This is a genomic window from Paraburkholderia sediminicola, assembly GCF_046027825.1.
Taxonomy (GTDB): Bacteria; Pseudomonadota; Gammaproteobacteria; order Burkholderiales; family Burkholderiaceae; genus Paraburkholderia; species Paraburkholderia sediminicola_D.
The window spans coordinates 1-24,183 of record NZ_JAQQDU010000118.1; the positions used below are offsets into that span (position 1 = coordinate 1).

22 protein-coding genes, 1 pseudogene and 1 riboswitch are annotated in these 24,183 nt (G+C 62.7%); of the genes and pseudogenes, 11 read left to right on the top strand and 12 right to left on the bottom strand.

Annotated features, from left to right (window positions below):
* Window positions 1-111 precede the first annotated feature (111 nt).
* The 3 genes from PQQ96_RS36970 to PQQ96_RS36980 all read right to left on the bottom strand — a co-directional run bounded on the left by PQQ96_RS36970 (window position 112) and on the right by PQQ96_RS36980 (window position 1,878).
* Window positions 112-684 (bottom strand): ferritin-like domain-containing protein, encoded by a 573-nt coding sequence (locus PQQ96_RS36970; RefSeq protein ID WP_408301636.1) that lies wholly within the window; start codon window positions 682-684, stop codon window positions 112-114.
* Window positions 685-771: 87 nt separating this feature from the next.
* Entirely contained in the window at window positions 772-933 is a 162-nt protein-coding gene (locus tag PQQ96_RS36975) for a DUF1328 domain-containing protein (RefSeq protein WP_006052455.1), read from the bottom strand.
* Window positions 934-1,080: 147 nt separating this feature from the next.
* On the bottom strand, window positions 1,081-1,878 hold the full coding sequence (locus PQQ96_RS36980; RefSeq protein WP_408301638.1) for a DUF4397 domain-containing protein: 798 nt from the start codon (window positions 1,876-1,878) through the stop codon (window positions 1,081-1,083).
* 363 nt (window positions 1,879-2,241) lie between these two features.
* Here PQQ96_RS36980 and PQQ96_RS36985 point away from each other — a divergent pair, with 363 nt between their 5' ends.
* Complete coding sequence (locus PQQ96_RS36985) at window positions 2,242-4,341, top strand: oxidoreductase (protein WP_408301640.1); 2,100 nt, start codon at window positions 2,242-2,244, stop codon at window positions 4,339-4,341.
* 14 nt (window positions 4,342-4,355) lie between these two features.
* Here PQQ96_RS36985 and PQQ96_RS36990 read toward each other — a convergent pair whose 3' ends face one another.
* The 6 genes from PQQ96_RS36990 to PQQ96_RS37015 form a co-directional block, all read right to left on the bottom strand.
* Complete coding sequence (locus tag PQQ96_RS36990; RefSeq protein WP_408301642.1) at window positions 4,356-5,297, bottom strand: EamA family transporter; 942 nt, start codon at window positions 5,295-5,297, stop codon at window positions 4,356-4,358.
* A 365-nt stretch (window positions 5,298-5,662) separates the two neighbouring features.
* A complete protein-coding gene (locus PQQ96_RS36995) occupies window positions 5,663-5,911 on the bottom strand; it encodes a pentapeptide MXKDX repeat protein (RefSeq protein WP_408301644.1) in 249 nt (82 codons plus the stop codon).
* 122 nt (window positions 5,912-6,033) lie between these two features.
* Window positions 6,034-6,837, bottom strand: a complete 804-nt coding sequence (locus PQQ96_RS37000; RefSeq protein WP_408301645.1) for a molybdopterin-dependent oxidoreductase — start codon at window positions 6,835-6,837, stop codon at window positions 6,034-6,036.
* 66 nt (window positions 6,838-6,903) lie between these two features.
* The gene (locus tag PQQ96_RS37005; protein ID WP_408301647.1) at window positions 6,904-7,542 is read right to left on the bottom strand and encodes a cytochrome b/b6 domain-containing protein; all 639 of its coding nucleotides are present in this window, start codon (window positions 7,540-7,542) and stop codon (window positions 6,904-6,906) included.
* A 45-nt stretch (window positions 7,543-7,587) separates the two neighbouring features.
* Window positions 7,588-8,418 carry a DUF1223 domain-containing protein gene (locus PQQ96_RS37010; protein WP_408301649.1) on the bottom strand — a complete coding sequence of 277 codons (831 nt, stop codon included), beginning with the start codon at window positions 8,416-8,418 and terminating at the stop codon, window positions 7,588-7,590.
* Between the two features lie 174 nt (window positions 8,419-8,592).
* On the bottom strand, window positions 8,593-9,057 hold the full coding sequence (locus PQQ96_RS37015) for a hypothetical protein (protein ID WP_408301651.1): 465 nt from the start codon (window positions 9,055-9,057) through the stop codon (window positions 8,593-8,595).
* A 530-nt stretch (window positions 9,058-9,587) separates the two neighbouring features.
* On the opposite strand from PQQ96_RS37015, the gene PQQ96_RS37020 reads away from it, so the two are divergent.
* From PQQ96_RS37020 to PQQ96_RS37040, 5 genes are all read left to right on the top strand, one after another.
* On the top strand, window positions 9,588-9,998 hold the full coding sequence (locus tag PQQ96_RS37020) for a GreA/GreB family elongation factor (RefSeq protein ID WP_408301652.1): 411 nt from the start codon (window positions 9,588-9,590) through the stop codon (window positions 9,996-9,998).
* Window positions 9,999-10,152: 154 nt separating this feature from the next.
* Window positions 10,153-10,271: riboswitch (TPP riboswitch) on the top strand.
* A gap of 91 nt (window positions 10,272-10,362) precedes the next feature.
* The gene (gene thiC, locus PQQ96_RS37025) at window positions 10,363-12,294 is read left to right on the top strand and encodes a phosphomethylpyrimidine synthase ThiC (protein ID WP_408301654.1); all 1,932 of its coding nucleotides are present in this window, start codon (window positions 10,363-10,365) and stop codon (window positions 12,292-12,294) included.
* 275 nt (window positions 12,295-12,569) lie between these two features.
* Window positions 12,570-13,076 (top strand): hypothetical protein, encoded by a 507-nt coding sequence (locus tag PQQ96_RS37030; protein WP_408301656.1) that lies wholly within the window; start codon window positions 12,570-12,572, stop codon window positions 13,074-13,076.
* Between the two features lie 413 nt (window positions 13,077-13,489).
* On the top strand, window positions 13,490-15,088 hold the full coding sequence (locus PQQ96_RS37035; protein ID WP_408301658.1) for an L-lactate permease: 1,599 nt from the start codon (window positions 13,490-13,492) through the stop codon (window positions 15,086-15,088).
* A gap of 500 nt (window positions 15,089-15,588) precedes the next feature.
* A complete protein-coding gene (locus PQQ96_RS37040; RefSeq protein WP_408301660.1) occupies window positions 15,589-16,515 on the top strand; it encodes a DMT family transporter in 927 nt (308 codons plus the stop codon).
* A 583-nt stretch (window positions 16,516-17,098) separates the two neighbouring features.
* Here PQQ96_RS37040 and PQQ96_RS37045 read toward each other — a convergent pair.
* Window positions 17,099-17,254 (bottom strand): hypothetical protein, encoded by a 156-nt coding sequence (locus PQQ96_RS37045; RefSeq protein WP_408301661.1) that lies wholly within the window; start codon window positions 17,252-17,254, stop codon window positions 17,099-17,101.
* A 183-nt stretch (window positions 17,255-17,437) separates the two neighbouring features.
* Window positions 17,438-18,670 carry an NlpB/DapX family lipoprotein gene (gene bamC / locus PQQ96_RS37050; RefSeq protein ID WP_408301663.1) on the bottom strand — a complete coding sequence of 411 codons (1,233 nt, stop codon included), beginning with the start codon at window positions 18,668-18,670 and terminating at the stop codon, window positions 17,438-17,440.
* Between the two features lie 500 nt (window positions 18,671-19,170).
* Between bamC and PQQ96_RS37055 the strand changes: the two genes are divergently transcribed.
* The 3 genes and pseudogenes from PQQ96_RS37055 to PQQ96_RS37065 all read left to right on the top strand — a co-directional run.
* Window positions 19,171-19,593: a DUF2844 domain-containing protein gene (locus PQQ96_RS37055; protein WP_408301665.1), complete on the top strand. Its 423-nt coding sequence runs from the start codon at window positions 19,171-19,173 to the stop codon at window positions 19,591-19,593.
* A gap of 55 nt (window positions 19,594-19,648) precedes the next feature.
* Window positions 19,649-20,932 carry a DUF3443 domain-containing protein gene (locus PQQ96_RS37060; RefSeq protein WP_408301667.1) on the top strand — a complete coding sequence of 428 codons (1,284 nt, stop codon included), beginning with the start codon at window positions 19,649-19,651 and terminating at the stop codon, window positions 20,930-20,932.
* A 151-nt stretch (window positions 20,933-21,083) separates the two neighbouring features.
* Window positions 21,084-21,470: pseudogene (locus PQQ96_RS37065) on the top strand (glycosyl transferase family 1); the annotation flags it as partial.
* Between the two features lie 98 nt (window positions 21,471-21,568).
* Here PQQ96_RS37065 and PQQ96_RS37070 read toward each other — a convergent pair.
* A complete protein-coding gene (locus tag PQQ96_RS37070) occupies window positions 21,569-22,159 on the bottom strand; it encodes a hypothetical protein (RefSeq protein WP_408301669.1) in 591 nt (196 codons plus the stop codon).
* Between the two features lie 291 nt (window positions 22,160-22,450).
* Here PQQ96_RS37070 and PQQ96_RS37075 point away from each other — a divergent pair, with 291 nt between their 5' ends.
* The gene (locus PQQ96_RS37075) at window positions 22,451-23,071 is read left to right on the top strand and encodes a cadmium resistance transporter (protein ID WP_408301670.1); all 621 of its coding nucleotides are present in this window, start codon (window positions 22,451-22,453) and stop codon (window positions 23,069-23,071) included.
* A 166-nt stretch (window positions 23,072-23,237) separates the two neighbouring features.
* The gene (locus PQQ96_RS37080) at window positions 23,238-24,113 is read left to right on the top strand and encodes a class I SAM-dependent methyltransferase (protein WP_408301672.1); all 876 of its coding nucleotides are present in this window, start codon (window positions 23,238-23,240) and stop codon (window positions 24,111-24,113) included.
* Window positions 24,114-24,183: the final 70 nt, after the last annotated feature.

The following is a 24,183-nucleotide window of genomic DNA, read 5'->3' on the forward strand; positions in this document are numbered from 1 at the left end:
GCAACACTAATAGACCACTAAGAATTCAAGGAAAGGCCAAAAAGCCAGATCAAGGAAAGCCCAACGCCGTAGGCATAAAGACAACAAGCGCCGCGCTACTCCCCTGCATCATTACTCGCGACCTTCGAGCAGATCCGCCATATCGTCAGCATGCTCCTCTTCGACCGCGAGAATGTCTTCGAACATCCGGCGAGTCGTCACGTCCTTCTCGCCAAGATAGCGCACGATCTCGCGATACGTATCGATCGCAATACGCTCGGCGATCAGATTCTCGCGAATCATATCCGTCAGGTCGCCACCCTCCTTATATTCCGAATGCGAGCGCGTCTTCAGACCGTCCGGTGCAAAATCCGGCTCGCCGCCAAGCTGCACGATGCGCTCGGCGATAAGGTCGGCGTGCTCCTGCTCCTGCGTCGCATGCTCCGCGAATTCGGCAGCCACGGCCTCGGAGTTGATACCCTTGGCCATGAAATGATGCCGTTTATAGCGCAGCACACAGACGATTTCAGTGGCCAGCGAATCGTTGAGCAGTTTCAGCACCGTCTCACGGTCTGCACCGTAGCTTTGCGTGACCGCACCGTCCGACATGTGCTTGCGCGCGTCTTCGCGGATTTTTTTGATGTCCATGACGAACGTATCGCTGGATTGAGATGCCGCGCCGTGGGCGCCAGGGGACTTCGACATTGAATTTCTCCTTTATCCGGTGTTGGGGGAACTGCATACCCCGCACAAATCGCGCCTGATACGCCAGTTCAAGGACGTGGTATTCGTCTACGTTCGGAATACGCCGAGCAGCAGTGTGACCACGAACACGACCAGGAAGATATAGAACAGGATCTTCGCGATCTCCGCCGCACCCGCTGCGATACCGGTAAAACCGAACACGGCGGCAATAATCGCAATCACGAAAAAGACGATGGCATAGTGAAGCATGGCGATTCTCCTTCCTGTTGGTATCGGTTGAAGCAAACCTACAAACATAGCGGCAATCCACTCATCTCGATCGCCGCTATGTCCTCCCTGAGACTGTCGCTTATTGTTTATGTCTCGCGCGCTGTGCACGCATGCTGGTTCGCGAGCTTATTGGCCCGTCAGTGTGTTCGACAACTCAATGCTCGGCGTGCTGGTGTTGCCGTTCTGCGCGACCAGCAGATGGATCTGGCCCGGCACGAGCTGGCTCAGCGCACCGCCGATCGGCACTGACGTCACCAGCCAGTCGGCATTGTTCGACAGCGAGAAAGATGGCGACTGGAAGATTGGCGTCTTACTGCCCGCCACCGTCGCAATCAGCACATATTGGCCGCCGGACACGTAGATCGAATCCTGGCCGCTTGCCGGCACCGCGTTCTTGAACGACACGCCCGCCATCGTCGGGCTGACGTTGGTGATGTCGGTGCTGGTTGCCTGGACCAGATACAGGTCGAGGTTGGTCGCGTTGGCCGATGCGTTGAAGCCACGCAGGCGCGCGCTGTTGGACAGCAGCCCCTTATCGAATGGGTCGTCGATCAGGCCGATATCCGGCGCCGTCAGGCCCGGCAAAGCCAGCACCGTGTATTCGTGGCCCTTCGCAACGTCGGGGAAGGTACCGCTCGCCAGCGCAGTCGTCGTGCCGGTGGCGGAGTACGCAACCGTAGTCGACCCTGTGTTGATGTTGGTGAAGTTCGTCACACCCTTATAGCTGATGTTCGTCTGCCCCGAAGGCGCGGTGCCGTTCACGAGGAAGTCGACGGCCGGGCCGCTGGGAATCGCGTGGATGAAATGGATCTCCGGATTCGTCAGCCCGAGTTCCTTGCCTACGTCGCTGGAGCCGCCGCCACCGCACGCGCTTAAAACGGATGTAATCGCAACCACAGCCGCCATCGTTCGAATCGTTTTCATTGTGCTCATCCTTATCGTTTTGGGGCCCACGACCCGTTAATTTGCGGGCGCTCCGCTTCGTACGCCGCGCCCCCTGGAAACCAGGTTCGCGGATCATTGGAACGGTTCCAGGCAGGCTCTCCGAAATGAAGTGCCCTCTCCTATCCCTGCTACTCATCGCGCTTGTTCTTGTCGGCAGCGCGGTCCGTGTCGATGGACGCTGGCATTCAGCAATGCGTGTGCCGCGGGGTTCCAGATGACTGATGGCACCTGAAGAATGGCTTACGGAGCAATGAGTTGCGCGGATTAGAATTTTTCCTCGGCGGGTTGGCCCAATGACCGGTGTATTGTTCGTGCGCAACCCACACTTACACGGTCCCTCGCATGTCTTACCCACACTTACTCGCTGAACTCGACCTCGGCTTTACCCGCTTGCGCAACCGCGTGGTGATGGGTTCGATGCACACCGGCATGGAGGACCGTTTCTGGAATTACCCGAAACTGGCCGCGTATTTCCGTGAACGCGCGAAAGGCGGCGTCGGGCTGATCGTCACGGGCGGGATCTCGCCGAACCGGCAGGGCTGGCTGCTGCCCTTCGGCGGCACGCTGAACTCGGTGTTCGATCTGCGCAATCACCGCTTGCTGACCGAGGCGGTACACGCTGAAGGCGGCAAGATCGCGCTGCAGATCCTGCATGCGGGCCGCTATGGGTACCAGCCGTTCGTCGTTTCAGCGTCAGCGCTCAAATCGCCGATCTCGAAGTTCAAACCGCGCGCGCTCACCGAAGCCGGCATTGCCCGCACCGTGCGCGACTATGCACGCTGTGCGCGCCTCGCCCAACGCGCCGGTTATGACGGTATCGAGATCATGGGCAGCGAAGGCTATCTGCTCAACCAGTTCCTATGTCCACGCACGAACCAGCGCACCGACCGCTACGGCGGCAGCATCGAGAACCGCATGCGACTCGCGCGCGAGATTGTCGAGCGCGTGCGTGCGGCGTGCGGCGAACGCTTTATCGTGGTGTACCGGCTCTCGCTGATCGACCTGGTCGAAGGCGGCAACACCTGGGAAGAAACCGTACAGGTCGCCCAGGCGCTCGAAGCCGCCGGCGTCACGATGTTCAACACGGGAATCGGCTGGCACGAAGCGCGAGTGCCGACCATCGTGACCTCGGTGCCGCGTGCAGCTTTCGCCGCGCTCAGCGCGCGGCTGAAGGCTGCGGTGAACGTGCCGGTGATCGTGTCGAACCGTATCAACACGCCTGAGGTCGCTGAAGAACTACTTGCTCAGGGGGCGGGTGACCTGGTTTCGATGGCGAGGCCCCTCCTCGCCGACCCTGAGTTCGTGGTAAAGACCGCCGAGGGACGCGCGCACGAAATCAACACCTGTATCGCCTGCAATCAGGCCTGCCTCGATCACACGTTCAAGAACCAGCGCGCGAGTTGCCTTGTCAATCCACGCGCGGGACGCGAGACCGAGCTGGTCTACCGACCGGTCCCGGGTCCGCAGGCAGCACGTTCGGTGGCAGTGGTCGGCGCGGGTCCGGCAGGACTTTCCGCGGCGACGGTGGCGGCGTCGCGCGGGCACCGCGTAACGTTATTCGACGCGAGCGCAACGATCGGCGGTCAGTTCAATCTGGCGATGCGCGTGCCGGGTAAAGAAGAATTCAGCGAAACCATCCGCTATTTTCAGAGCCAGTTGCAGCGGCATCGCGTCGACGTGCGACTGGATACGCGCGTCGATCCGGCGCTGCTCGCGGCAGGCGGTTTCGACGATGTGATCATCGCTACGGGCATCGTGCCACGGAGCCCGGCGATTGCCGGCATCGACGGACCTAACGTGCTGTCTTATGTGGACGTATTGCGCGGTGCGCCGGTGGGACGCCGCGTCGCGGTGATCGGTGCGGGTGGGATCGGCTTCGATGTCAGCGAGTTTCTGCTGCATCGTTCTGGCGAGCCTCTGCCAATGCCGCGCGAAGCATGGCTCGACGAATGGGGGGTCGATCTCACGGTGCGGGAACGCGGCGGTTTGAAACCGCCGGCGCCGGTGCAGCCGTTCCGCGAGATCTGGTTGCTGCAGCGTAAGGCGGGCAGGCTCGGCATGGGGCTCGGCAAGACGTCTGGCTGGGTGCATCGCGCAACGCTGGCCAGGAACGGTGTGAAGATGCTCGGCGGCGTGTCCTACCTGGAGATCTGCGCGCGCGGTTTGAAGATTGCGCGTGACGGTGCCGAAGACTGGCTCGAAGTGGACACGATTGTCGTGTGCGCGGGTCAGGAATCGTTGCGCAATCTGGTTCCGGAGACGGCGGCACGATCCGCGGATAGGTCAAACAGCGCGAATGGGACTGGCAGCGCGAACAGCGTTAAAGGCGCGAATGGTGCGAACGGTCCGCGCTATCACGTGATCGGCGGCGCAAAGGTGGCGACCGAACTCGATGCGAAACGCGCGATTCGCGAGGGTGCGGAGGTGGCGGCGGCGCTCTGAAGCGGCCGCCCTCCTCAGGCGAGGCCCTTCTTCCGGTAATCGAACCAGAACGACAGGCCCACGCTGGCCAGAATTACGATCGTCGCGATCACCGTCGAATGGGTGACCGGCTCGCCGAGCAACAACGCACCGAGCGCCACCGCGACGACCGGATTCACGTACATGCAGCTGCTGGCGATGATCGGACTCGTATGCCGGATCAAAAAGCCGTACGCGACATAGGCGGCCATCGTCCCGATCAGCATCAGGTAGACGAAGGCCAGCACCGGCAGAAAATGCACCTCCATCATCCGCTCGCCCGTCACCAGGGCGACCATTGTCGACATCGCGCCGCCGAGGCCGATTTGCAACGACGTCGACAGGAACAGGTCCGACGGCAGCTTCAGCCGCCCGGCCAGGTGCGCGCCGCCGGCCCAGAAAAGCGCACCGCACAGGATCGCCAGGCTGCCGCCCGCGGAGCCCGGCGCGCTGTCCCCGTAACTCAGGATCGCGATGCCCACCAACCCGAGGCCGACCGCAAACCACTCGCCTCGGCCAATCTTGCGCCCCGCCACCGCCGCGATCACCGTCGCGAACAGCGGCACGGTCGCGACCATCACGGCCGCGGTGCCGGTGCCGACGGTGCGCATGCCGTAGGCCAGCATGCCGCTCGACAAGCCGACCAGCATCGTGCCGACAATACCGGCATTGCGGATTTCAGTCACGCTCGGCCAGACCGGCTTGCGGCGCGCTGCAAAAATGAAAAGCCCTATCCCGGCAAACAGATTGCGCAGCCCTGAAAGCAGCAAGGGCGGAAACGAGCCGAGGGCGACGTGCACGGCGAGATAGGTCGAGCCCCACACGAGATAGACGACGGCGAGCGCGAGCGCGATCTGTCCGTTGCGGGACTGCGGCAAACGGATCGGAAAACCACGCGGGAATCCACGCGGAAAGCGGCTGGGAAGTTGCGGCGCCATATGTTCAACCCGCCCATGCCGCTCGAGGTGCTGCGCCCCCGCTGAAAACCCTGTATCGGGATGGCGGACACCGCATCGGCGATGCGGTCGGACGGGCGAGGCTGGCGGACATGTCGGTGGAACGGAAGGACGAAAGATGGCCAATGGGGCCACAACGCCGCGGCGGTCGATAAAAATCGATCTGCGGCTGACACGCGCCAAAGGTTCGGCGCGCATCGCATTATGCAGTAAGCACCCACCGTGCAGACTGAAAGAATCGTAACTTTTTGCGTGCCTGCAACAAAAAAGCCGGGGACGATTCCCCGGCTTTGGACTCGCCCGTGACACCGGCGCTGCAACTATGCAACCGGCATCATCGGCGACGCTCAGTTGGCCATCGCGCCCGAGGCTTCGTGCTTCATGCCCATCGCGTCGTTACCCTTTTTCATCGTGTCTTTCTTCATCGTGTCCTTTTTCATGCTGTCCTTCGACATGGTGTCTTTGGACATTGAATCCTTCGACATCGTGTCCTTGGACATTGCATCGTTGGACATTGCGCCGCTTGCCTGCGCGAACGCGGCGCCGCCGCTGGTCAGGAGGGCGACGGCCATTGCTGCGATTGCGAACTTTTTCATGGGATGACTCCGTTTCGTTATGGATGAATCTGAAACCGGCTTCCTGGTGGCGCCGGGGTGTTTCCGAAGCTTCTGCCGCCCGGGGTCGCGCGTCCGTCTTTGCACGCGCCGACCCGCGCGCGTCAGGAGCCTCCGAACCAGTTGTAGCCCTGGTCGACCCAATAGCCGCCGGGGAACGTGTTGGTGACGAACATCTCGACGATGTGCTTTGGATTCTTGTAGCCGAGCTTCGTGGGCATGCGCAACTTCATCGGGAAGCCGTATTTCGCGGGCAGACGCTCGCCGTCGTATTCGAAGGTCAGGAGCGTTTGCGGATGCAGCGCGGTCGGCATGTCGATGCTTTCGTAGTAGTCGTCGGCGCATTTGAAGCCGACGTACTTCGCGCTCGTGTCCGCGCCGATGCGTCGCAGAAAATCGGCAAACGGCGTGCCGCCCCAACGGCCGATCGCGCTCCACCCTTCCACGCAGATATGCCGCGTGATCTGCTCGGCATGCGGCAGCGCGTACAACTCGGGCAAGGTCCAGACACGCTGACCGGTGACGAGGCCGCTGATCTTCAGCTTGTAGTCGGAAGCGTCGACATCAGGGACGTCTTCGATACCGTAAAACGCGTTGAACGGGAATGGCCGGGTAATCTGCGCTTCGGTGTAGGTAGGCGCGAGTTGCTTCGGATCGAACAGGGCGGCTTGCGCGCGGTCATTCAGGCGCGACACGGCCGTCAGGAATGCGTTGACCGAATCGTTGTCGGTGAGCGAGCAGCCCGTTAGCATCGACAGGCCGCCGAGCGTCAGAAGCCGCTTGCCGAACAGGCGGCGCGATGGCATCGCGAGTTCACGCCGGGCGTCGATCATGATCGATTCGCGGTCGAGTTTGTTGTCGAGCGCAGGGGCGAACGTTCGATCGGGTTTGGAAGCGGGTTTGATCATGATTCGATGTCCTTAATCTTTGCGTATCCGTGTGTCCATGTGCGCGTGCAGGTTGGCATCAGCGCCTTAGCGTCCGCGCAGCATCGCCAGCAGCGAGCGCGGCACGAGCGCTACCATCACCAGATGCACGGCGATGAACGCTGCCATCAGCGACATGGCGCAAAAATGGACGATGCGCGCGTTGTCATAGCCGCCCATCAGTTCGCGCAGCAGCGGAAACTGCACCGATTTCCAGATCGCGAGGCCCGAGAGCACCAGCACAATCAGATCGCAGACGACAAACAGATAAGCGAATTTCTGCACCGCGTTGTAGACGCGCAGATCGGCATGCGAGAGCTTGCCGGTCAGCGCGGCGATGAAGTCGTGCAGCACGGCGCGCGGCGAGACTGGCAGGAACTTGCGCACGAAACGTCCGCTGACCAGATTCAGCGCGAGATACAGCAGGCCGTTGAAGACCAGCAGCCACATCGCCGCGAAGTGCCATTGCAGCGCACCGCCGAGCCAGCCGCCTAACGTGATTGCCGTGGGGAACATAAAACCTTTGAAGATCGGCGATGCGTCATAAATGCGCCAGCCGGACAGCATCATCAGGATGGCCGCGAGCGCGTTGAGCCAATGCGTGATGCGCACCCATACCGGGTGAATCGTGCCGCTCGTCGGCGTGGCGGGCGGGGCCGTTTTGCTGAGAGCATGAGGCGTTGCCATGTGAATCTCCGGTGAAATGGGGGGTATCGCGGGGTCGTCGCGCGATCAGTTGCAGGCAGCCAGTTCGCCGACTTGCAACACGTCGCCGGTCGCGGCGTTTTCAACGAAAGCGACGACGCCGAAGTTGTCAGCCGGCGCGTTGGGATCGGCATCGTCGATGCGGATATCGCGGCGGATCTGCGCGTTACCGGCAACGAGCGGCACGGGGCCGATCCATTGCCGCACGACGCGTTCGTGATGCAGCGTAGCGCCGCTGTTCTCCCCGGACCTGACCTGCGAGTTCAACGCGTTCTGGTAGACGGCGACATAGGCATTCAGTTGACCCGTTGTGTCCGCTGCCTTGCTGGTGAATTGCGCGTCGACATTGAAGGCGCCCTTCGCCTGGGGTTTCAGTTCGAGCGCCACGTTCGCCTGCGCCGGTTCGGCAATGACCTTGCCGATGCGGCTCTGGAAGCTGTCGCGTTGCGACCAGCTACGCAGTTCGCGGCCGGATACGAAGACCTCGGGCGTGTAGATGGTGTGGCCACCAGCGAGGTCAGTGAGGGTTTGCTGACGTTCCGTAAAGCGATGCTGCGAGAAACGGTCGGTCCAGCCGAGGCTATTCCAGTAATCCACGTGCAGGGCCAATGGCACGACGCTTTGCGTTGCGCCGCTGTTTTTCCACTGGCTCAGCCAGTTGTCGGCCGGCGGGCAACTACTGCAGCCTTCGCTGCTGTAGAGCTCCACCAGCGCTACGCGGTGGGATGGGCTGTGCGACGCGCATACCGCACCGGCCGCGGTTGCGAGCCCGCTGGCTGAGAGGGTTGTCAGCGCAACAGCTAGCGCGATTGCGCGGGTGACATGCCGGTTAGTCCGGCGGGTTCGTGCGGTTTGCATGACGTGCTCCATCAGGATCTGCACGTTTGTCGAACCACGAGACCGGTTATGACAGCCGGTTCTGATTTTTATTTTGGTTTGGGTGGTTCGCCTGCGGTCGCGACCGTTCCATGATGTCGAGGCCTGCGGGGCGCCTGTGGGTGAACTGCCCGCCGGCGTCCCACGGACGGTACTTCAATCGTAGCTAACGACAACGATCACCAGGGTATCCTGCGCGGCATTCCTGGACGCCAGCGACAACGCGCCGCCATCGCGGCCAACCCGGTAGCGCCCGTCACTGGCGGCACGAGACACATGGCCACTGCCGTCGACAAAGCGCTCGGCCAACGCATCACGCGTCTTCGCGCCGTTGATCACCTGAAGCGCGACATTGGCACCCGCGACCACGCCCGGCTCAGTACTGAAGGTCAGCGTGACCGCCGAACCCGCCGCTGCGAGTCGGCCGCCGGCAGCATTGACACGTGCGCCGGCCTGAGCAGGAGCCGGGGCCGCCGACACCGCCAACTGTGGCGCCACGATCATGCCCGAGAAAGTGATCGTTCCACCGCTCGCGGCCATCGCCGACATCGGCGCCGCAACCAGCGCTGCCATCGCCGCTAGCGCGCCAAGCGCCCCAAACCGCCCTATTTCCGTTTTCATCAGCCCATCTCCTCAAGCCGTCTCAGATCGCACCGCGCTATTGACGCGCTGCCCACCGCCGGCCGCTCGACCGGGCAGCGCTCGCCTCTACAGGCGGATTAACGGCAACGCTGCAGCGGCCTTGAAGGCTCCGATGCGATATAGATACGCCGCACCGCATGGGCACGGCCTCGCCCGGCGGCGATTAAAGAGACGCCCCGACCGTGCTAACATTCACCTTTCGATTGCGTCGATTAAGCTTTCTTTCCGGCGCTCATCCCAACACTTCTCGCTAACTGCCGGCTACCCCGATGCGCTTTCCGTTCTCCCGTGCCCTCACCCGCTTGCGCCCCCGCCGCGCAACCGGTTGCGCGCGCGCGGACATGGCGACGCACCACGCCAGCCAGCCGTCCCGAACGCTCCCGCTTCTCGCCGCCCGGCGCCCGAACTAACGCAGGTCCCCTCCATCGCCGGGGCCGCGTCGTCGGGCTCCGGGCTGATCTCATCCGCACGCAGTCCCCTTACATGCAGATCGAAATGGAGAACCCGTCATGAAAAAGACGAAACCCTGTTACCTCACCGAACTCGACGTCGCCCGTCTTGAAAAGCACGCAGCCGCGCCTGGCGCCGACGCCAAATTGCAAGACATGCTCGACGGCGTCCTCGAACGCGCCGTAATCGTCGAATCGCGCGACATCCCCGCGAACATTGTTACGATGAATTCGCAAGCCACGCTGATCGACGAAACCAGCGGCGAACCGATGACCTGGACGGTTGTCTATCCGCCCAACGCGGACTTCGCACAAGGCCGCCTGAACGTGTTTTCGCCGCTCGGTCTTGCGCTGCTCGGCGCGAAACGCGGCGAACGCATCCGCTTCACGCCGCCGAGCGGCACGGAGAAAGTCCTGAAGCTCGAAAAGATCCTGTTTCAGCCCGAAGCCGCCGACGATTTCACGCTGTAAGCAAAACACTTTCGCGACGCAGAACTGCTGCGCCGCATCATCCCCGGCAGCCCTATCACAATAAGAATAGTGCGTGGCTGACCGGCGTTATCTCCGACATCTGACTTTTTCAAGACGGGTTGCCAAGCACCGCCCGGGCGGTGTATTGTGTGCGCTGCTAACGCGGGGGTCCTGCGTCGCACGGAGGTTGGAGGTCCGTGTTGCGTGGGTGAGAAATACCCTTTGAACCTGATCTGGATAATGCCAGCGCAGGGAAGCGTACGGATTTCGCACCTGGTCTACCGTTTCATCTCTCGCGAATCCGACAACTTCCGTCTCGTCTCCTGCTTAGCGGCCCCACAGTGCTTTGCATCAGGAGATATGCATGAACGCCAACCCGAAGTTTCTTTCCGCCGACGCCCACGTCGATGCCGCCGCCGTCGCGCCGCTGCCGAATTCCCGCAAGGTCTACGTGACCGGCTCGCGCCCCGATATTCGCGTGCCGATGCGCGAAGTTTCCCAGGCCGATACGCCGGATAGCTTTGGCGGCGAGAAGAATCCGCCGGTCTTCATCTACGATACGTCGGGCCCCTACTCCGATCCGGAAGCCAAAATCGATATCCGCGCAGGCCTGCCCGCGCTGCGTCAAGCCTGGATCGAAGAGCGCGGCGACACCGAAGCGCTGACGGGTCTGTCGAGCGACTTCAGCCGCGAACGCGCCGCCGATACCGCGACCGCCGAGCTGCGCTTCCAGGGCCTGCACCGCACGCCGCGCCGCGCAGTCGCCGGCAAGAACGTCTCGCAGATGCACTACGCGCGTAAAGGCATCATCACGCCGGAAATGGAATACATCGCGATTCGCGAGAATCAGCAACGTGCCGAGTATCTGGAAACCCTGAAGACGAGCGGTCCGAACGGCGAAAAACTCGCTGCGATGATGGGCCGCCAGCATCCGGGTCAAGCGTTCGGCGCGAGCGCATTCGGTCCCGACGGTCTGAAGGAAATCACCGCGGAATTCGTGCGCGAAGAAGTCGCCCGCGGCCGCGCGATCATCCCGAACAACATCAACCACCCGGAAAGCGAGCCGATGATCATCGGCCGTAACTTCCTCGTGAAGGTGAACGCGAACATCGGCAATTCGGCGGTCACCTCGTCGATTGGCGAAGAAGTCGACAAGATGACGTGGGCGATCCGCTGGGGCGGCGACACGGTGATGGATCTGTCCACCGGCAAGCACATTCACGAAACGCGTGAGTGGATCATCCGCAACAGCCCGGTGCCGATCGGCACGGTGCCGATCTATCAGGCGCTCGAAAAGGTCAACGGCAAGGCCGAAGACCTGACGTGGGAAATCTTCCGCGACACGCTGATCGAACAGGCCGAGCAAGGCGTCGACTACTTCACGATTCACGCGGGCGTGCGTCTGCAATACGTGCCGCTGACGGCCAAGCGCATGACGGGTATCGTCTCGCGCGGCGGCTCGATCATGGCGAAGTGGTGCCTGGCTCACCACAAGGAAAGCTTCCTGTACGAGCACTTCGAAGACATCTGCGAAATCATGAAGGCGTATGACGTGGCCTTCTCGCTCGGCGACGGCCTGCGTCCTGGCTCGATCTACGACGCCAACGACGAAGCGCAACTGGGCGAACTGAAGACGCTCGGCGAGCTCACGCAGATCGCGTGGAAGCATGACGTGCAGACGATGATCGAAGGCCCGGGCCACGTACCGATGCAGTTGATCAAGGAAAACATGGACCTGCAACTGGAATGGTGTGACGAAGCACCGTTCTACACACTGGGACCGTTGACCACCGATATCGCGCCGGGCTACGACCACATCACGTCGGGCATTGGCGCTGCGATGATCGGCTGGTTCGGCACGGCCATGCTCTGCTACGTCACGCCGAAGGAACACTTGGGTCTGCCGAACAAGGACGACGTCAAGACCGGCATCATCACGTACAAGCTCGCCGCGCACGCCGCCGATCTGGCGAAGGGCCATCCGGGCGCGCAGGTGCGTGACAATGCGCTGTCGAAGGCGCGTTTCGAATTCCGTTGGGAAGACCAGTTCAATCTCGGTCTCGACCCGGACAAGGCGCGCGAATTCCACGACGAAACGCTGCCGAAGGATTCGGCCAAGGTTGCGCACTTCTGTTCGATGTGCGGCCCGCACTTCTGCTCGATGAAGATCACGCAGGACGTGCGTGAATTCGCCGCGCAACAAGGCCTCTCCGACGACGACGCGCTGAAGAAGGGCATGGAAGTGAAGTCGATCGAGTTCATGAAGAAGGGCGCTGAGATTTACCAGCGACAGTAAGGCACGGATCGGCACGGATCGCGGGCGCATCGGTACGCGCCCGCCATTCGAACCTCCGCATCACGGCATTGCAGCATCGAAGCCCGCCACTGGCGGGCTTTTGCGTTTCTGCGCGGGCGGGCACGATGACCAGAACGGCCCAGTCACGCCGGGAAACGCGCTGCAATGACGTGAAATAAGCCGTTACGGTTTTGAAATCCTGCTGGTGCTACGGGGGCGTAAGCTCAAGCCATAACGCCCCGGATGGCGGCGTCCGTTTCAAACAGGAGCGCGTCATGAAGTCCCGCATCATCAACACGGTTAGCATGATCGGCAAGCGACTGCCGCGCCGCTTCCCACGCAGTTCACAAACGGGGCTGGCGCTCACCGGCGCGGTCTGCATGCTGACGTTGTCCGGCTGCTATTACCCCTACGGTTATTATCCGGGCGGCTACTATCCGTATTACGCCACGGTCCCCGCGGGCGCGACCCAACAGGACGTGCAGGTCGGGCCGCCCGATTCACAGGCGGCCCAGCTGACACAGCAGCAATATTCAGCGCAGCGGGCCCAGAACGCCCAGCAGAACCCGCTGCCCGCTTATACGGTTGCAGCCGCGCCGCCGCCCCCGCCCGTCTACGTTGCGCCCGCCTATCCCGCCTACTATGCGCCGTACCCCGCTTATCCGGCCTACTATGGCTACCCAGGCTGGTACGGGCCATCAGTCTCGATCGGCTTCGGTTTCGGCGGTTATTGGGGCGGCGGCCACGGCGGCTATTGGGGTGGCCACGGTCACTGGCACTGAGTCTCGCAGCCGAATTTCGCTGCCGAACGTCGCTGACCTGCTTTGACCGTCCCGTGCCCGCAGCGACCCAGGCACTGGACGGACCCCGGCCGCACACCGTGCGCCCCCGTGTTGCCGGAAAATCGGCATGCCAGCCGGCACTCGCCATGTCACGCCGGACCGGCCCCACGCGCATCATGCCGCGACGATCCCGGCACGCAGGACACAGCGTCCACTTCTCCCTCCGCCCGTACTTTCCCTTCTTGACGTGCCTCAATCTGGCCCTATGCTTGGGAAAGTCACACGCAGTACTTGTTTAAATAAGCGACCCGGCGCGTCCTGCACGCGCCGCCGGCGCCCATCCGTCCTGCCAGAGCGACGCGCCCGTCGTGCGTAGTCCCGCGTCGGGTTTAAACAACAACGAAGGAGACGTGATGTTTCACCAACTACTCACTCCGGTCGGCAATTCGCTATTGCTCTCGTTCCTCGTCGCCGCCTTACCGATCATCACTGTGTTGCTATTGCTCGGCTGGGCGCGCCGGCCCGCCTGGCAGGCCTCGCTCGCGGGCCTGATCGTCGGGCTGATCGTGGCGATCTTCGTCTGGCAGTTCCCGGTCGGGCTCGCGGCCGCTTCCGTGGCCAATGGTGCGGTGTTTGCCTGCTGGCCGGTAATGTGGATCGTGTTCGCAGCGATTCTGCTTTACAACATCTCGCAGCGCTCGGGTCGCTTCGCGGCCTTCCGCATGTGGATGATCGATAACCTGCCGAACGACCGCCGCGTCGTGCTGGTGGTGATCGGCTTTTCGTTCGGCGCGCTGCTTGAAGGGATTTCCGGCTTCGGCACGCCGGTTGCAATCACCAGTTCGTTACTGATCCTGCTCGGTTTTCCCACCCTCGAAGCGCTCACCTTCACCCTGATCTTCAACACCGCGCCGGTTGCCTTCGGCGCGCTCGGCGTGCCGATCACGGTGCTCGGCGCGGTCACGCATCTGCCTGCCGATTCGCTTGCCAAGATGGTCGGCCGCCAGTTGCCGTTCTTCGCCTTCCTGCTGCCTTTCTATGTGATCGGTGTCTATGCGGGCTTTCGTAACATGCTGCGCGTGTGGCCGGTCCTGCTGGTGTCAGGTGCGAGCTTCGCGCTGACACAGTTCGTCGCGTCGAATTACGTGAACTACAGCCTGACCGACGTGTTGTCGTCGATGGTGTCGCTGATTCTCACCATCGCGTTCCTGCGCGTATGGAGGCCCGCCGTCGATCCAAAGTTCGCGATCAACATCGATCGCGTGGGCGAGGTGCGCGGCAAGATCAGTGGCGACCAGGGCTGGTATCCGTGGATCATCGTCTCGGCAGTGGTGATCGTCTGGACCATCGCCAAGATCTTCCTGATCGGCGACGTCAAGGTACCGTGGCCGGGCCTCGACAAGGCCGTGTTCATCACCCTGTACAACACGCCTTACGGCGCGGTGTGGGACTTCCAGCCGCTCGCCACCGGCACGGCGATTCTCGTGGCCGCCATCATTACGTCGTTCGTGACGGGTCTCGGGATCAGCGAATTTGGCAAGGCCATTGCCGACACGTGGGTCCAGACGCGCATCGCCATTCTGACGGTGGCGACTATCGTTGCGCTCGCCTATCTGATGAACTACTCCGGGCTCACCTATACGCTTGGGCTCGGCGCTGCCTCGGTCGGACCGTTCTTTCCGCTGGTGTCGGCGTTCCTCGGCTGGGTCGCGGTGTTCCTGTCCGGCAGCGACACCTCGGGTAACGCGCTGTTCGGCAACCTGCAGGTGGTGGCGGCCCATCAACTCAACCTGAACCCGATCCTGATGGCGGCGACCAATTCGTCGGGCGGCGTGATGGGCAAGATGATCTCGCCGCAAAACATCTCGACCGGCGTGGCGACAACCGAACTCAAAGGCAAGGAAGGCGTCGTGTTCGCCAAGACCTTCAAGCATTCGATTCTGTTGACGGTGATACTCGGCGTGCTGGTCTGGCTGCAGCAGAACTTCCTGCAAGGGATGATTCCGCACTGAGGTGTGCCTCGCCCGTCGGCGTCATTGCGCGCGCTTGCCAGTTCCTTGAAGCGATAGCTTGCGCGATGGGTCCGATCAGCAAGTTGACATCTGCATGGGTAAATCGGCGGGCGTGCTCTTTCGGGCACGCCCGCTTTTTTTGACGGCATGCATTCGACCCGCCCGAGGCAGCGTGAGCGGTCGGTGCTGATGATGCTGACGGCGCTGCAGCTCAAGTCGCCGCAACTGGTGCGCTGCCGCAATATAATTCACGCCCGACAATCGCTCACCACGCCGGGCCTGCCCTCGCCTCTCCATCAAGTCAATTTCATCGCAATTTTTCTCACATCAGCGTGAGAATTGCTCGCTTTGCGACCCGCTCGAGTGAGCTTACGATAAGAACGATCAGACGCCCGTCATCCCCCGACTCTTGCCGTTTCATTCCAACGTGAAACGTTTCGCGCGATCGCGCTGCTACGATGCGCGTGCGTCTCGACTCAACCGCGCGCGGCGCCACGACAATGAATCCCAAAAACCTGTTGCAATTGCTGATCCTGGCCGCCCTATGGGGCGCCTCGTTTCTGTTTATCCGCGTCGGCGTGGCCGACTTCGGCGTCGCGCCGCTCATGGCGTTGCGGGTCGGCATCGGCGCGATCTTCCTCGCAGTCGTGCTAGTCGCGCGGCGGCCGCTGCGGCAGTCCGCGACGATCCTGCGCACGCGTGCCTTTCCGCTGCTGGTGGTCGGCATCCTGAACTCAGCGGCACCGTTCTGCCTGTTCGCGTATGCCGAACTGACGCTGTCGGCGGGTGTGACATCCGTGATCAACGCGACCACGCCGCTGTGGGGCGCACTTGTCGGCTTTCTATGGCTGCGCGACCGCCTGATCGCGCTGCGCACGGTCGGTCTCGTGATCGGCTTTCTCGGCGTCCTGATGCTGGTATGGGATCAGATCGCCACACCGAACGGCTCGGCAGCCACACCGTTGAGCACGGCGCTCGCGGCCGCTGCCGCGCTCGGCGCCACGCTGCTTTATGGCATAGCGGCCAATTACACGAAGCGCCACCTGACCGGTGTCGACGCCCTGACCGTCGCGACTGGAACGATGACCGGCGCCACGATCGTGCTGCTGCCGCTCGCCGCCATCTACTGGCCAACGGCGCCGATCTCGCTGCACGCGTGGGGCGCGGTCATCGCGCTGGGTGTCGCGTGTACTGGCGTCGCGTACATGCTGTTCTTCCATCTGATCGCGGTGGTGGGGCCGGCACGCGCGATCACGGTGACCTTCGTGATCCCGATCTTCGGCATTCTGTGGGGCGCGTTGTTTCTCGGTGAAAGCGTGTCGCCGGGCATGCTGGAAGGCTGTGGCGTGATTCTCGTCGGCACCGCGCTGGCCACCGGTGTGGTCAAACGCCTGCCTTGGGTCGGGCCGCGTCGCGCCGATACCTGAAACCGCCTCGCCCGATACGTTTGGCGCAACGGGTTCTCGCTCTGGCGAGCATCGCGCCGACACCGGCACACCGCTTTGCGCGACGCTTCCGTTAGCGTCGCCGCTTTCCCATCCTGCACCGCTTGCCGCGTCCGCGGCCTGGCCGCTCATTCCGAATACCCAAAAAAATAGCCCGCACTCCGTTGGAGTGCGGGCGAAACCGTCGCCCTACGAGGATAGGCGACGGGGCCACCGAGGCCGCGCGCCACGCGCGCAGGCCATCATCGGGCTGAGCACCGGTTTGTCCGCCGGTGCTGAATAGGTCTGGGAACCGCAGATTGGAAACTCGTCGCGAACTCACGTCGGATGTTACGAATCCGGCCCCATGAGTCTTTAAAAGCAGCTTGCGTGCCAGTTATGCAAATTCATCAAAAATTGTTTTCAAGCTATTGATTGTTATTGTAATTTTTTGCGACGAAAGGATATTGACAGGATCGACAGAACGGGGTTTGCGAGTTACGTCACCGGGGTAACGTCACGTTACATGCGGCCGCACAGTGGCGGCCGCGCAGTTCTGCTTCAAGCGTTTGAAGCGGCTCAACCATTAGCGCACCGGCCATTTCGTGCGTTGCGAAGCCGTATGCCTGACCCGCAGACCTGTCGGCCGCCGCGTCTCGCGCGGCGCCAAAGCTGCGCCGCATACGAGCGCCAGGACGAGCAAGCTCGCCGCCCACATCCAGTAAGGAATCACGTCGAACATAGCCATCTCCCGTTGAGCGCCGGTTCATACCGGTGTTTCAGACAGAAAGCAAAACACGTGCGCGCCATGACGGCGGTCTAACGGCTCGCGATGTGGGAGATGGAACGTGGACATAAAAAAACCCGCCCGGGTTGTATGCCGGGCGGGTTTTCAGACAGCGTTTGCTGCGTGCTACGACTTCCTTCAGTGCAACTGGTCGACCATCAGGCTCATGATCTGCTTGGCCTGCGGGCTCTGATCGATCGCGCCCTTGTCGTCGACCACGGCCACACGGGTCTGGTCAGGCGTTACCGCGCGCACGTTCACGAGATACTGCTTGGCGATCTTTTCCTTCTTGCCGTGAAACACCTGGCTCCAGAAGCCCTGCTCCGCCGACGTCAAATCCTTCGGATCGACGTAGCGCACGAAGTACAGACCGCGGCTCGCATCGCGATCGTCAACGGTGAAGTTGCTGCGGTCGAGCGCAACGCCCACGCGCACCCACGCACGGTCATACGGCTCGCCGAGGGTGAGTTCGGTGGACGAGAACTGTGCCGCCGTGCTGTTCGCCGCGTCGTCCGGCATGGGCGGTTGCGCCGCCAGCGCCACGTTTTGCGCCGCCGTGGCCGCAGCCGCCGACTTCGCGCCTGCCGTAGCCGCGTTCGGTGCCGTTTGCGCACCCGCCGGCGAGAGCTCGGCGCTTTGCGCGTCGGCCGGTTTGGTACGCGAATCGGCCAGTGCCAGCGCGGCCATCAGCCGCTTCAGATATTCCTGTTCGAGGCCCGGATCGTTCGGCTTGGCTTCCCACTTGGTCGAATCGTTGTTCGTACCGGTGATCGCCTCGCGCATCCCCTTCTGGCTGATGAACACGTAGGTGCCGCCGTTCGGCGCCGCTTCGAGACGCGTGCGGTACTTGTTGCGCTCCGAGCTCACGTAGCTGTTGCCCATCGCCTTGGACAACGTGTCGCGGATCAGGCCTTCGTTGATCTGCGCGTGGGTTTCGTTCCAGTCCGTTTCCATCACGCCCTTGTCGCGCTGGTCGACCACCAGCAGGAAACCCTGTTCCTGCCAGAAGCGGCGGATCTGCGCCCATGCCTGGTCGGGCGCCTTGTTGTCGATCACCAGCCAGCTTTCCGTACCGTCGCGCTGGATATGCATGCCGTTGACCGGCGGAACCACGGTCAGGGTGTTGCCGGCCGGGGCTTGCGCCTGGACCTGCTTGAGCGTGGACAGCGAGGTTTCGCCGCCTTGCGGGGGTAACGAACGCTGATCGGACGTCTCATCGATCATGTTCGGCGGTACAGCAAGTGACACTTGCTTCGATTTCGAGTCGCTTTTGTAATCGATTTTGGTCGGCGACGAAGTGCCGCAGCCGGCGACCAGACCGCCTGCCATCAGCATTACTGCAAACCGCTTGGTAAGACGAAGATCAGTCATGTTCGGGGAATCCTTCCGCTACGCCACGGCAAGTTTCCGTGGATCAACCCAACATTTTACCGATCCCGGCGGGACATGTGCAAAAACTGGGGTTTGCTCGTGAATTGAGCAGCGAGTGGCCGGCAAGAACGTGGGTGGCACCGGCCGGCGCGGAGGTCGCTGAATCGCCCCGATCCGGGGACCCGCCGGTGCAGAAAAGAGCTCGGCTTCTCCGTAGCGCCCCCCTCTCCCCATCGCAAATTTAACAGTTCACAACACTTCCCAATCGACCGTCAGGTATGTCCTACTTCATTGTCAGACCCTTGTTTTAAAAGAGACTTTCCAACCTTGTCACACGTTCTTTTTGAGATTACCTAAAGCGCCGAGCGTCGCTCCTGGCAACGATCAGGAAACCTGAGTGTTATCTTGAATTGGACATCTCAATAAAGCTTGAGCGTTCCAACAGCGAGACAGGTTGCCATGCCAAATCCTTCTTTTTTTCGGCTCTCGCCACCTCGGCAATGGTGGTTGCCGTGCTGTGCGCCAGCACCGACGCGCGCGCCGAATTGGGGGGCACGATGCCCGCCCGGGCGAATTCGACGGGCGCCGCGTCCCAAACCCTGCTGAACGGCGCCTTACGCCTGCGCACGCTGACCGATGCGGGCAACACGACCATCAACGAGTACGCGACGAATACCGGCCAGATCATCGCTTACACATCGCAAGGCCCGACCATGCCGGATCTGCGTGCATTGCTCGGAAAGTACGCCGATTCCTACAGGACAGGCGCCGCCGCTTCGGCACCGAACGGCAATCTGCACGCCTCGCGGGTAATTCGCCCGGACGTGATCGTGGAATCCGGCGGCCCGATGCGCGGCTACGCAGGACGCGCCTGGCTGCCCGCAGCCTTGCCGTCCGGCGTCACGGCCGACGATTTCCACTGACGCCACGCGCACGCTATCAAGAAAGCGCCTCGACGATCGATTGCCGACAACACCCATGACCCTCTCCTCTCATCTCCGCGCCCTGCTTCTCTTCTGCGCGGCGCTCGCCGGTTGTGGCGGCGGTGGCGGCTCTTCACAAACAGAAGCTGCCAGCGCGGCCAGCAGCCCGAGTGCCGCGAGCTCACCTGGCACCAGCACGCCCTCCGGGGGCGCAGTCTCCAGCACGTCCACGTCCGTGCCACAGTCGACCACGCCGAATGTTCAGCCGATCACCGTCACCACCGCGCCGGGCCTGACGCGCAACATGCTGACGACGAGCGTCACCGTCTGCCAGCCCGGCACCAGCAACTGCGCGACGATCGACAATATTCAGGTCGACACCGGCTCGCACGGCCTGCGGATTCTCGCGTCCGCGCTGCCGGCCAGCGTCACGCTGGCGGCGGTGGGTTCGGGCAGCGGGGTCACCGGCGAGTGCGCGGTATTCGGCGGCGGCTATGCGTGGGGTGCGGTGCGCAGCGCGGATGTACGCATGGCCGGTCAGTTGGCCTCGGCCATTCCGATCCAGTTGATCTCCGACCCCTCCCTGCCCACTGTGCCCACCGACTGCGCGGGCTCGGGCCCAGCGATGCTGACCGTCTCGAGCCTGCGCGCCAATGGCATTCTCGGCGTCGGCCTGTTCGCGGCCGACTGCGGCAGCGGCTGCGTCAATGCCGCGCTGCCGCGCTGGTACTACAGTTGCGACGCCAGCGGCAACTGCGTTGCCAGCACGCAAGCGCTTGTGCAGCAGGTGACCAATCCGGTCAGCAGCTTCGCGCTCGACAACAACGGCGTGGTGATCGACCTGCCGGCGATCGCCGATGCCGGCGCGGCCAGCGTCTCGGGTTCACTGATCTTCGGCATCGGCACCCAGGCGAACAACACGCTGGGCAGCGCAAGCGTGCTCAGGGCGAATTCGCAGACGGGGTATGTGGTCACCAGCAGCGCCGGCCAGACTTATTCGACGAGCTACGTGGACAGCGGCTCGAACGCACTCTTCTTCAGTAATAGTCAGTTGCCGCAATGCGGTTACTGGTACTGCCCGAGCTCGACGCAAACAGCGAGCGCCTCGATCGTGGGTATCGATGGCGCGTCGAACACGGTGTCGTTTTCGATCGGCAATTCGGCCGCGCTGTTCGCGTCATCGAATAATGCTTTCGACAATCTGGCCGGCATTGCGAGCAACAGCTTCGGCTGGGGTCTGCCGTTCTTTTTCGGACGACGGATTTATACAGCGATCGCATATACAGCGATCGCATCGCGCGCAACGTCGGCCGGGCCGGGTCCGTATTACGCGTTCTGAGCGTCGCACAACAGGATCCGCCTTCCGATAGACCGTGCTGTAAGACGGCTTCGGCTACGCCGTCGATGAAGTCGGGCGGAACGTCTTCGACCGCTTCATCGAACTGGAGCAGCCTGACTACATCGGCGAGTGCCTGAGAACGATTCGCGACTACGCCGCGTATCTGGCGCGCGTCAATCAATCCGATCTGTTCCTCAGTCCGTTTCCGTTCGGCAATACCAACGGTATCGTCGATGCGTTGACGCTCGGTTTGCCCGGCGTCTGCAAACGAGGGCCGGAGGTATTCGAGCAGATCGACGGTGCGCTGTTCGAGCGCGTGGGCATGCCGTCGTGGATCACCACGGAGAGCGTCGAAGCCTACATCGCCGCGGCCGTGCGCATGATCGACCAGCACGACGAGCGCACGGCGCTGCGGCAGCACCTGATCGATACGCAGGCCGTGCAACGCTGCTTCGAAGGGCGGCCGCACGCGTTCGGCGAATCCGTGCTGGAGCTGATCCACAAAAACAAAAGCCGCCTCGCGGACGGGGCGGCTTGAGATTCATCTTGCGCTAACCGGATCATGCCGTGTTAGTTGAGCACAGCATGAGGTGACCGGAGGGCGTTAGCCCGCGGCAACAGCCGCAACAGAAATGGCTACTCGATGGCTGTGCCGGCCCCATCTGCCGGCTTGACGAGCTTTGCCGGCGCCAACCAGCTAAATACGCTCAGCGCGGAGCCGTGGAATGTGCACTCGGCGGCAGCCGCAGTGCTGGTCTTCTTCGGCTTGGCCGGTTTGAGCGAGGTTGCAGCGACCTCCGACGCAGCCAGGCTCGCCGAAGCGGCCGTAGCACCTGAAGCCACGCCAGCCGTCACGCCGGAGGCAGCCGCAGCCTCCGAGGCTGAGGAAGCCACCGACACAGCGGATGCCGCACGCGCGCCCGAGGCCGGGTGCGGCGCATTGGCCAGTTTCGCGGCGGAAGCTGCCGCGGATGCCGCGGATGCCGCCGAGGCAGCCGCGACCTCCGACGCCGTCATTACATGCTCGATTGATCCTTCGACGACCACCCGCGAACCGTCGATACCGGCGCCCGTATGAGCGATCTTCAGCGTATCCGGCGACGTTTCAGCCAGCTTGCTTCGCATCAACTGCTCGCATGCATCCGAGTTCTTGTAGACGGCCGTGCAGGCCGCCAGCAGCGTGGCAGCGGCCGTGACGCAGGCGATAGAGAGAATGCGAATCTTCATTGATGTTCCGTTTTTCAAGCCGTCGGCAATTGTAGCTTACGGGCTGAGGGATCGGCACCGGCCCGGCAATCGGAACGGCACAGGCAAAAGACGGCGCGGCGCCGCACCTGAACATCCCGATTCGCCGGGTACACATACTGTGCAAAAGAAAAAGGCGGCTTGACCGCGACGCCTTGCATCGGCATCGTGTTGACCGGCCGCCATACCTTCGGCACGCTGCGGCCTCTTCAACGGGACCCGCTTGCTGGGTATGGATCCGTTTTCCCACTCTGCATTGACCGGCTTTCCCGCATGTTCAGCCTTGCCCTGCTCGCCGTCGCGGCTTACGCCGCCACCAATATCGACAACCTTTTCGTGCTGCTCGCCTTCCTTGCGGAAACCGGCGGCCAGCGACGTCGCGTGATCGCCGGGCAGTTTGCCGGTTCGCTGACCTTGATCGTGGGATCGATTCTGCTCGCCGCGTTGTTGACGCAACTCCCCACCGGTTATGCCGGTCTGCTCGGTATCTTGCCGATTGGCGTAGGCCTGAGCAAAGCGTGGACACGCTTTCGACCCGGCAACGCGGATCAGGAGAAAGAGGCTCAAGCCACCACGGCCACGCCGGCGACGGCCGGCACAGGCTCGTCATGGTGGACAGTCGCATGCGTGGCGGTCGCCAACGGCTCGGACAATCTCGCCGTCTACGTCCCCTTGTATGCGAGTCATTCGCACCGTGAGGGCATGTTCATTTCGCTGGTGTTCGTCGTGATGATCGGGCTCTGGTGCGCGGGCGCGGTGTGGCTGGTGGAGCATCCGTTGCTGGGCGCGCCGATCCGGCGCTACGGTACCGCGTTGCTGCCACTGATTCTGCTGGTGATTGGCGTCTCGGTGATCGTGCAGAACGATACGTTGCGGATCGTGTTCGGTATCTGAGCCGGACATGGAGCCGGCTGATCCGCTCGCCGGGTAACGGGGAGCGTGTGGGTGGTCGCGCCGGAGCGTGAAAGCCTGAACCGACACTCCCGCGCCACAGCAAATGCCGCAAGCGCATATCGTTATGTCGATTGGCGATTTCTTTCCAGGCAGATCGCACCCGATAATGGGTGCCATGAACACCCACCCCACTCCCCAGGCCCGCGCGCTGCGTTCCACGCTCGCGGCGCTGAGCGCGGCGCTGCTGCTGGCAGCCTGCGCCGCCCCGACGGCGTCGACCTCCACCGCGGCTGATTCTGCCTCGCTCGACGCCGCCATTTCAGGGTCGCAGCGCAGCGACAAGAACCGCGCGCGCGATGTTTACCGCCATCCGAAGGAAACGCTGCAGTTCTTCGGCGTGGCGTCGTCGCAAACCGTGCTGGAGATCGCGCCCGGTGGTGGCTGGTACACGGAAATACTCGCGCCCTATCTGCACGACCACGGCACGCTGTACGAAGCGCAATACGACAGCCCGGAGGCTGCGTCGGCGGCAGAGGAGCAGGCTGGCCGGGCGTCATTCGCACACAAGCTGGCGGCCACGCCAGCGGTCTACGGCAATGTGGTGGTCGGCACGCTGCGCGCGGGCCAGTTCAGCGGCTTTCCGGCCAATGGCAGCGTCGACCAGGTGCTGACTTTCCGCAATATCCACAACTGGATCAAGGACGGCCAGGTCGACGCGAACCTGCGCGCCTTCTACGCGGCACTTAAGCCGGGCGGCATCCTCGGTGTCGAGGAACATCGCGCGGCGCCGGGCACCTCCCTGCAACAGACCATCGACTCCGGCTATGTGACGGAAGCCTATGTCATCGAACACGCGCGTGCGGCAGGTTTCGAATTGGCTGGCCAAAGCGAGGTGAACAGCAATCCCCGCGACACGAAAGATTATCCCCATGGCGTCTGGTCGCTGCCGCCCACGTATGAAGGCCACGACGTCGATCGGGCGAAATACGCGGCGATCGGCGAATCGGATCGCATGACGTTGCGTTTCGTGAAACCCAGGTGACAGACGTGACCAGCTCGGATTTCAGCGCGCCCACGCCGGGATAAGCCCCCCAGCCGGCGCGCCCTTTGCC

Bases quoted from the DNA above. Each gene is read 5' to 3' on its own strand.
- PQQ96_RS36970 (WP_408301636.1), bottom strand. From the start codon at position 684: ATGTCGAAGTCCCCTGGCGCCCACGGCGCGGCATCTCAATCCAGCGAT.
- PQQ96_RS36975 (WP_006052455.1), bottom strand. From the start codon at position 933: ATGCTTCACTATGCCATCGTCTTTTTCGTGATTGCGATTATTGCCGCC.
- PQQ96_RS36980 (WP_408301638.1), bottom strand. From the start codon at position 1,878: ATGAAAACGATTCGAACGATGGCGGCTGTGGTTGCGATTACATCCGTT.
- PQQ96_RS36985 (WP_408301640.1), top strand. From the start codon at position 2,242: ATGTCTTACCCACACTTACTCGCTGAACTCGACCTCGGCTTTACCCGC.
- PQQ96_RS36990 (WP_408301642.1), bottom strand. From the start codon at position 5,297: ATGGCGCCGCAACTTCCCAGCCGCTTTCCGCGTGGATTCCCGCGTGGT.
- PQQ96_RS36995 (WP_408301644.1), bottom strand. From the start codon at position 5,911: ATGAAAAAGTTCGCAATCGCAGCAATGGCCGTCGCCCTCCTGACCAGC.
- PQQ96_RS37000 (WP_408301645.1), bottom strand. From the start codon at position 6,837: ATGATCAAACCCGCTTCCAAACCCGATCGAACGTTCGCCCCTGCGCTC.
- PQQ96_RS37005 (WP_408301647.1), bottom strand. From the start codon at position 7,542: ATGGCAACGCCTCATGCTCTCAGCAAAACGGCCCCGCCCGCCACGCCG.
- PQQ96_RS37010 (WP_408301649.1), bottom strand. From the start codon at position 8,418: ATGCAAACCGCACGAACCCGCCGGACTAACCGGCATGTCACCCGCGCA.
- PQQ96_RS37015 (WP_408301651.1), bottom strand. From the start codon at position 9,057: ATGAAAACGGAAATAGGGCGGTTTGGGGCGCTTGGCGCGCTAGCGGCG.
- PQQ96_RS37020 (WP_408301652.1), top strand. From the start codon at position 9,588: ATGAAAAAGACGAAACCCTGTTACCTCACCGAACTCGACGTCGCCCGT.
- thiC (WP_408301654.1), top strand. From the start codon at position 10,363: ATGAACGCCAACCCGAAGTTTCTTTCCGCCGACGCCCACGTCGATGCC.
- PQQ96_RS37030 (WP_408301656.1), top strand. From the start codon at position 12,570: ATGAAGTCCCGCATCATCAACACGGTTAGCATGATCGGCAAGCGACTG.
- PQQ96_RS37035 (WP_408301658.1), top strand. From the start codon at position 13,490: ATGTTTCACCAACTACTCACTCCGGTCGGCAATTCGCTATTGCTCTCG.
- PQQ96_RS37040 (WP_408301660.1), top strand. From the start codon at position 15,589: ATGAATCCCAAAAACCTGTTGCAATTGCTGATCCTGGCCGCCCTATGG.
- PQQ96_RS37045 (WP_408301661.1), bottom strand. From the start codon at position 17,254: ATGTTCGACGTGATTCCTTACTGGATGTGGGCGGCGAGCTTGCTCGTC.
- bamC (WP_408301663.1), bottom strand. From the start codon at position 18,670: ATGACTGATCTTCGTCTTACCAAGCGGTTTGCAGTAATGCTGATGGCA.
- PQQ96_RS37055 (WP_408301665.1), top strand. From the start codon at position 19,171: ATGGTGGTTGCCGTGCTGTGCGCCAGCACCGACGCGCGCGCCGAATTG.
- PQQ96_RS37060 (WP_408301667.1), top strand. From the start codon at position 19,649: ATGACCCTCTCCTCTCATCTCCGCGCCCTGCTTCTCTTCTGCGCGGCG.
- PQQ96_RS37070 (WP_408301669.1), bottom strand. From the start codon at position 22,159: ATGAAGATTCGCATTCTCTCTATCGCCTGCGTCACGGCCGCTGCCACG.
- PQQ96_RS37075 (WP_408301670.1), top strand. From the start codon at position 22,451: ATGTTCAGCCTTGCCCTGCTCGCCGTCGCGGCTTACGCCGCCACCAAT.
- PQQ96_RS37080 (WP_408301672.1), top strand. From the start codon at position 23,238: ATGGGTGCCATGAACACCCACCCCACTCCCCAGGCCCGCGCGCTGCGT.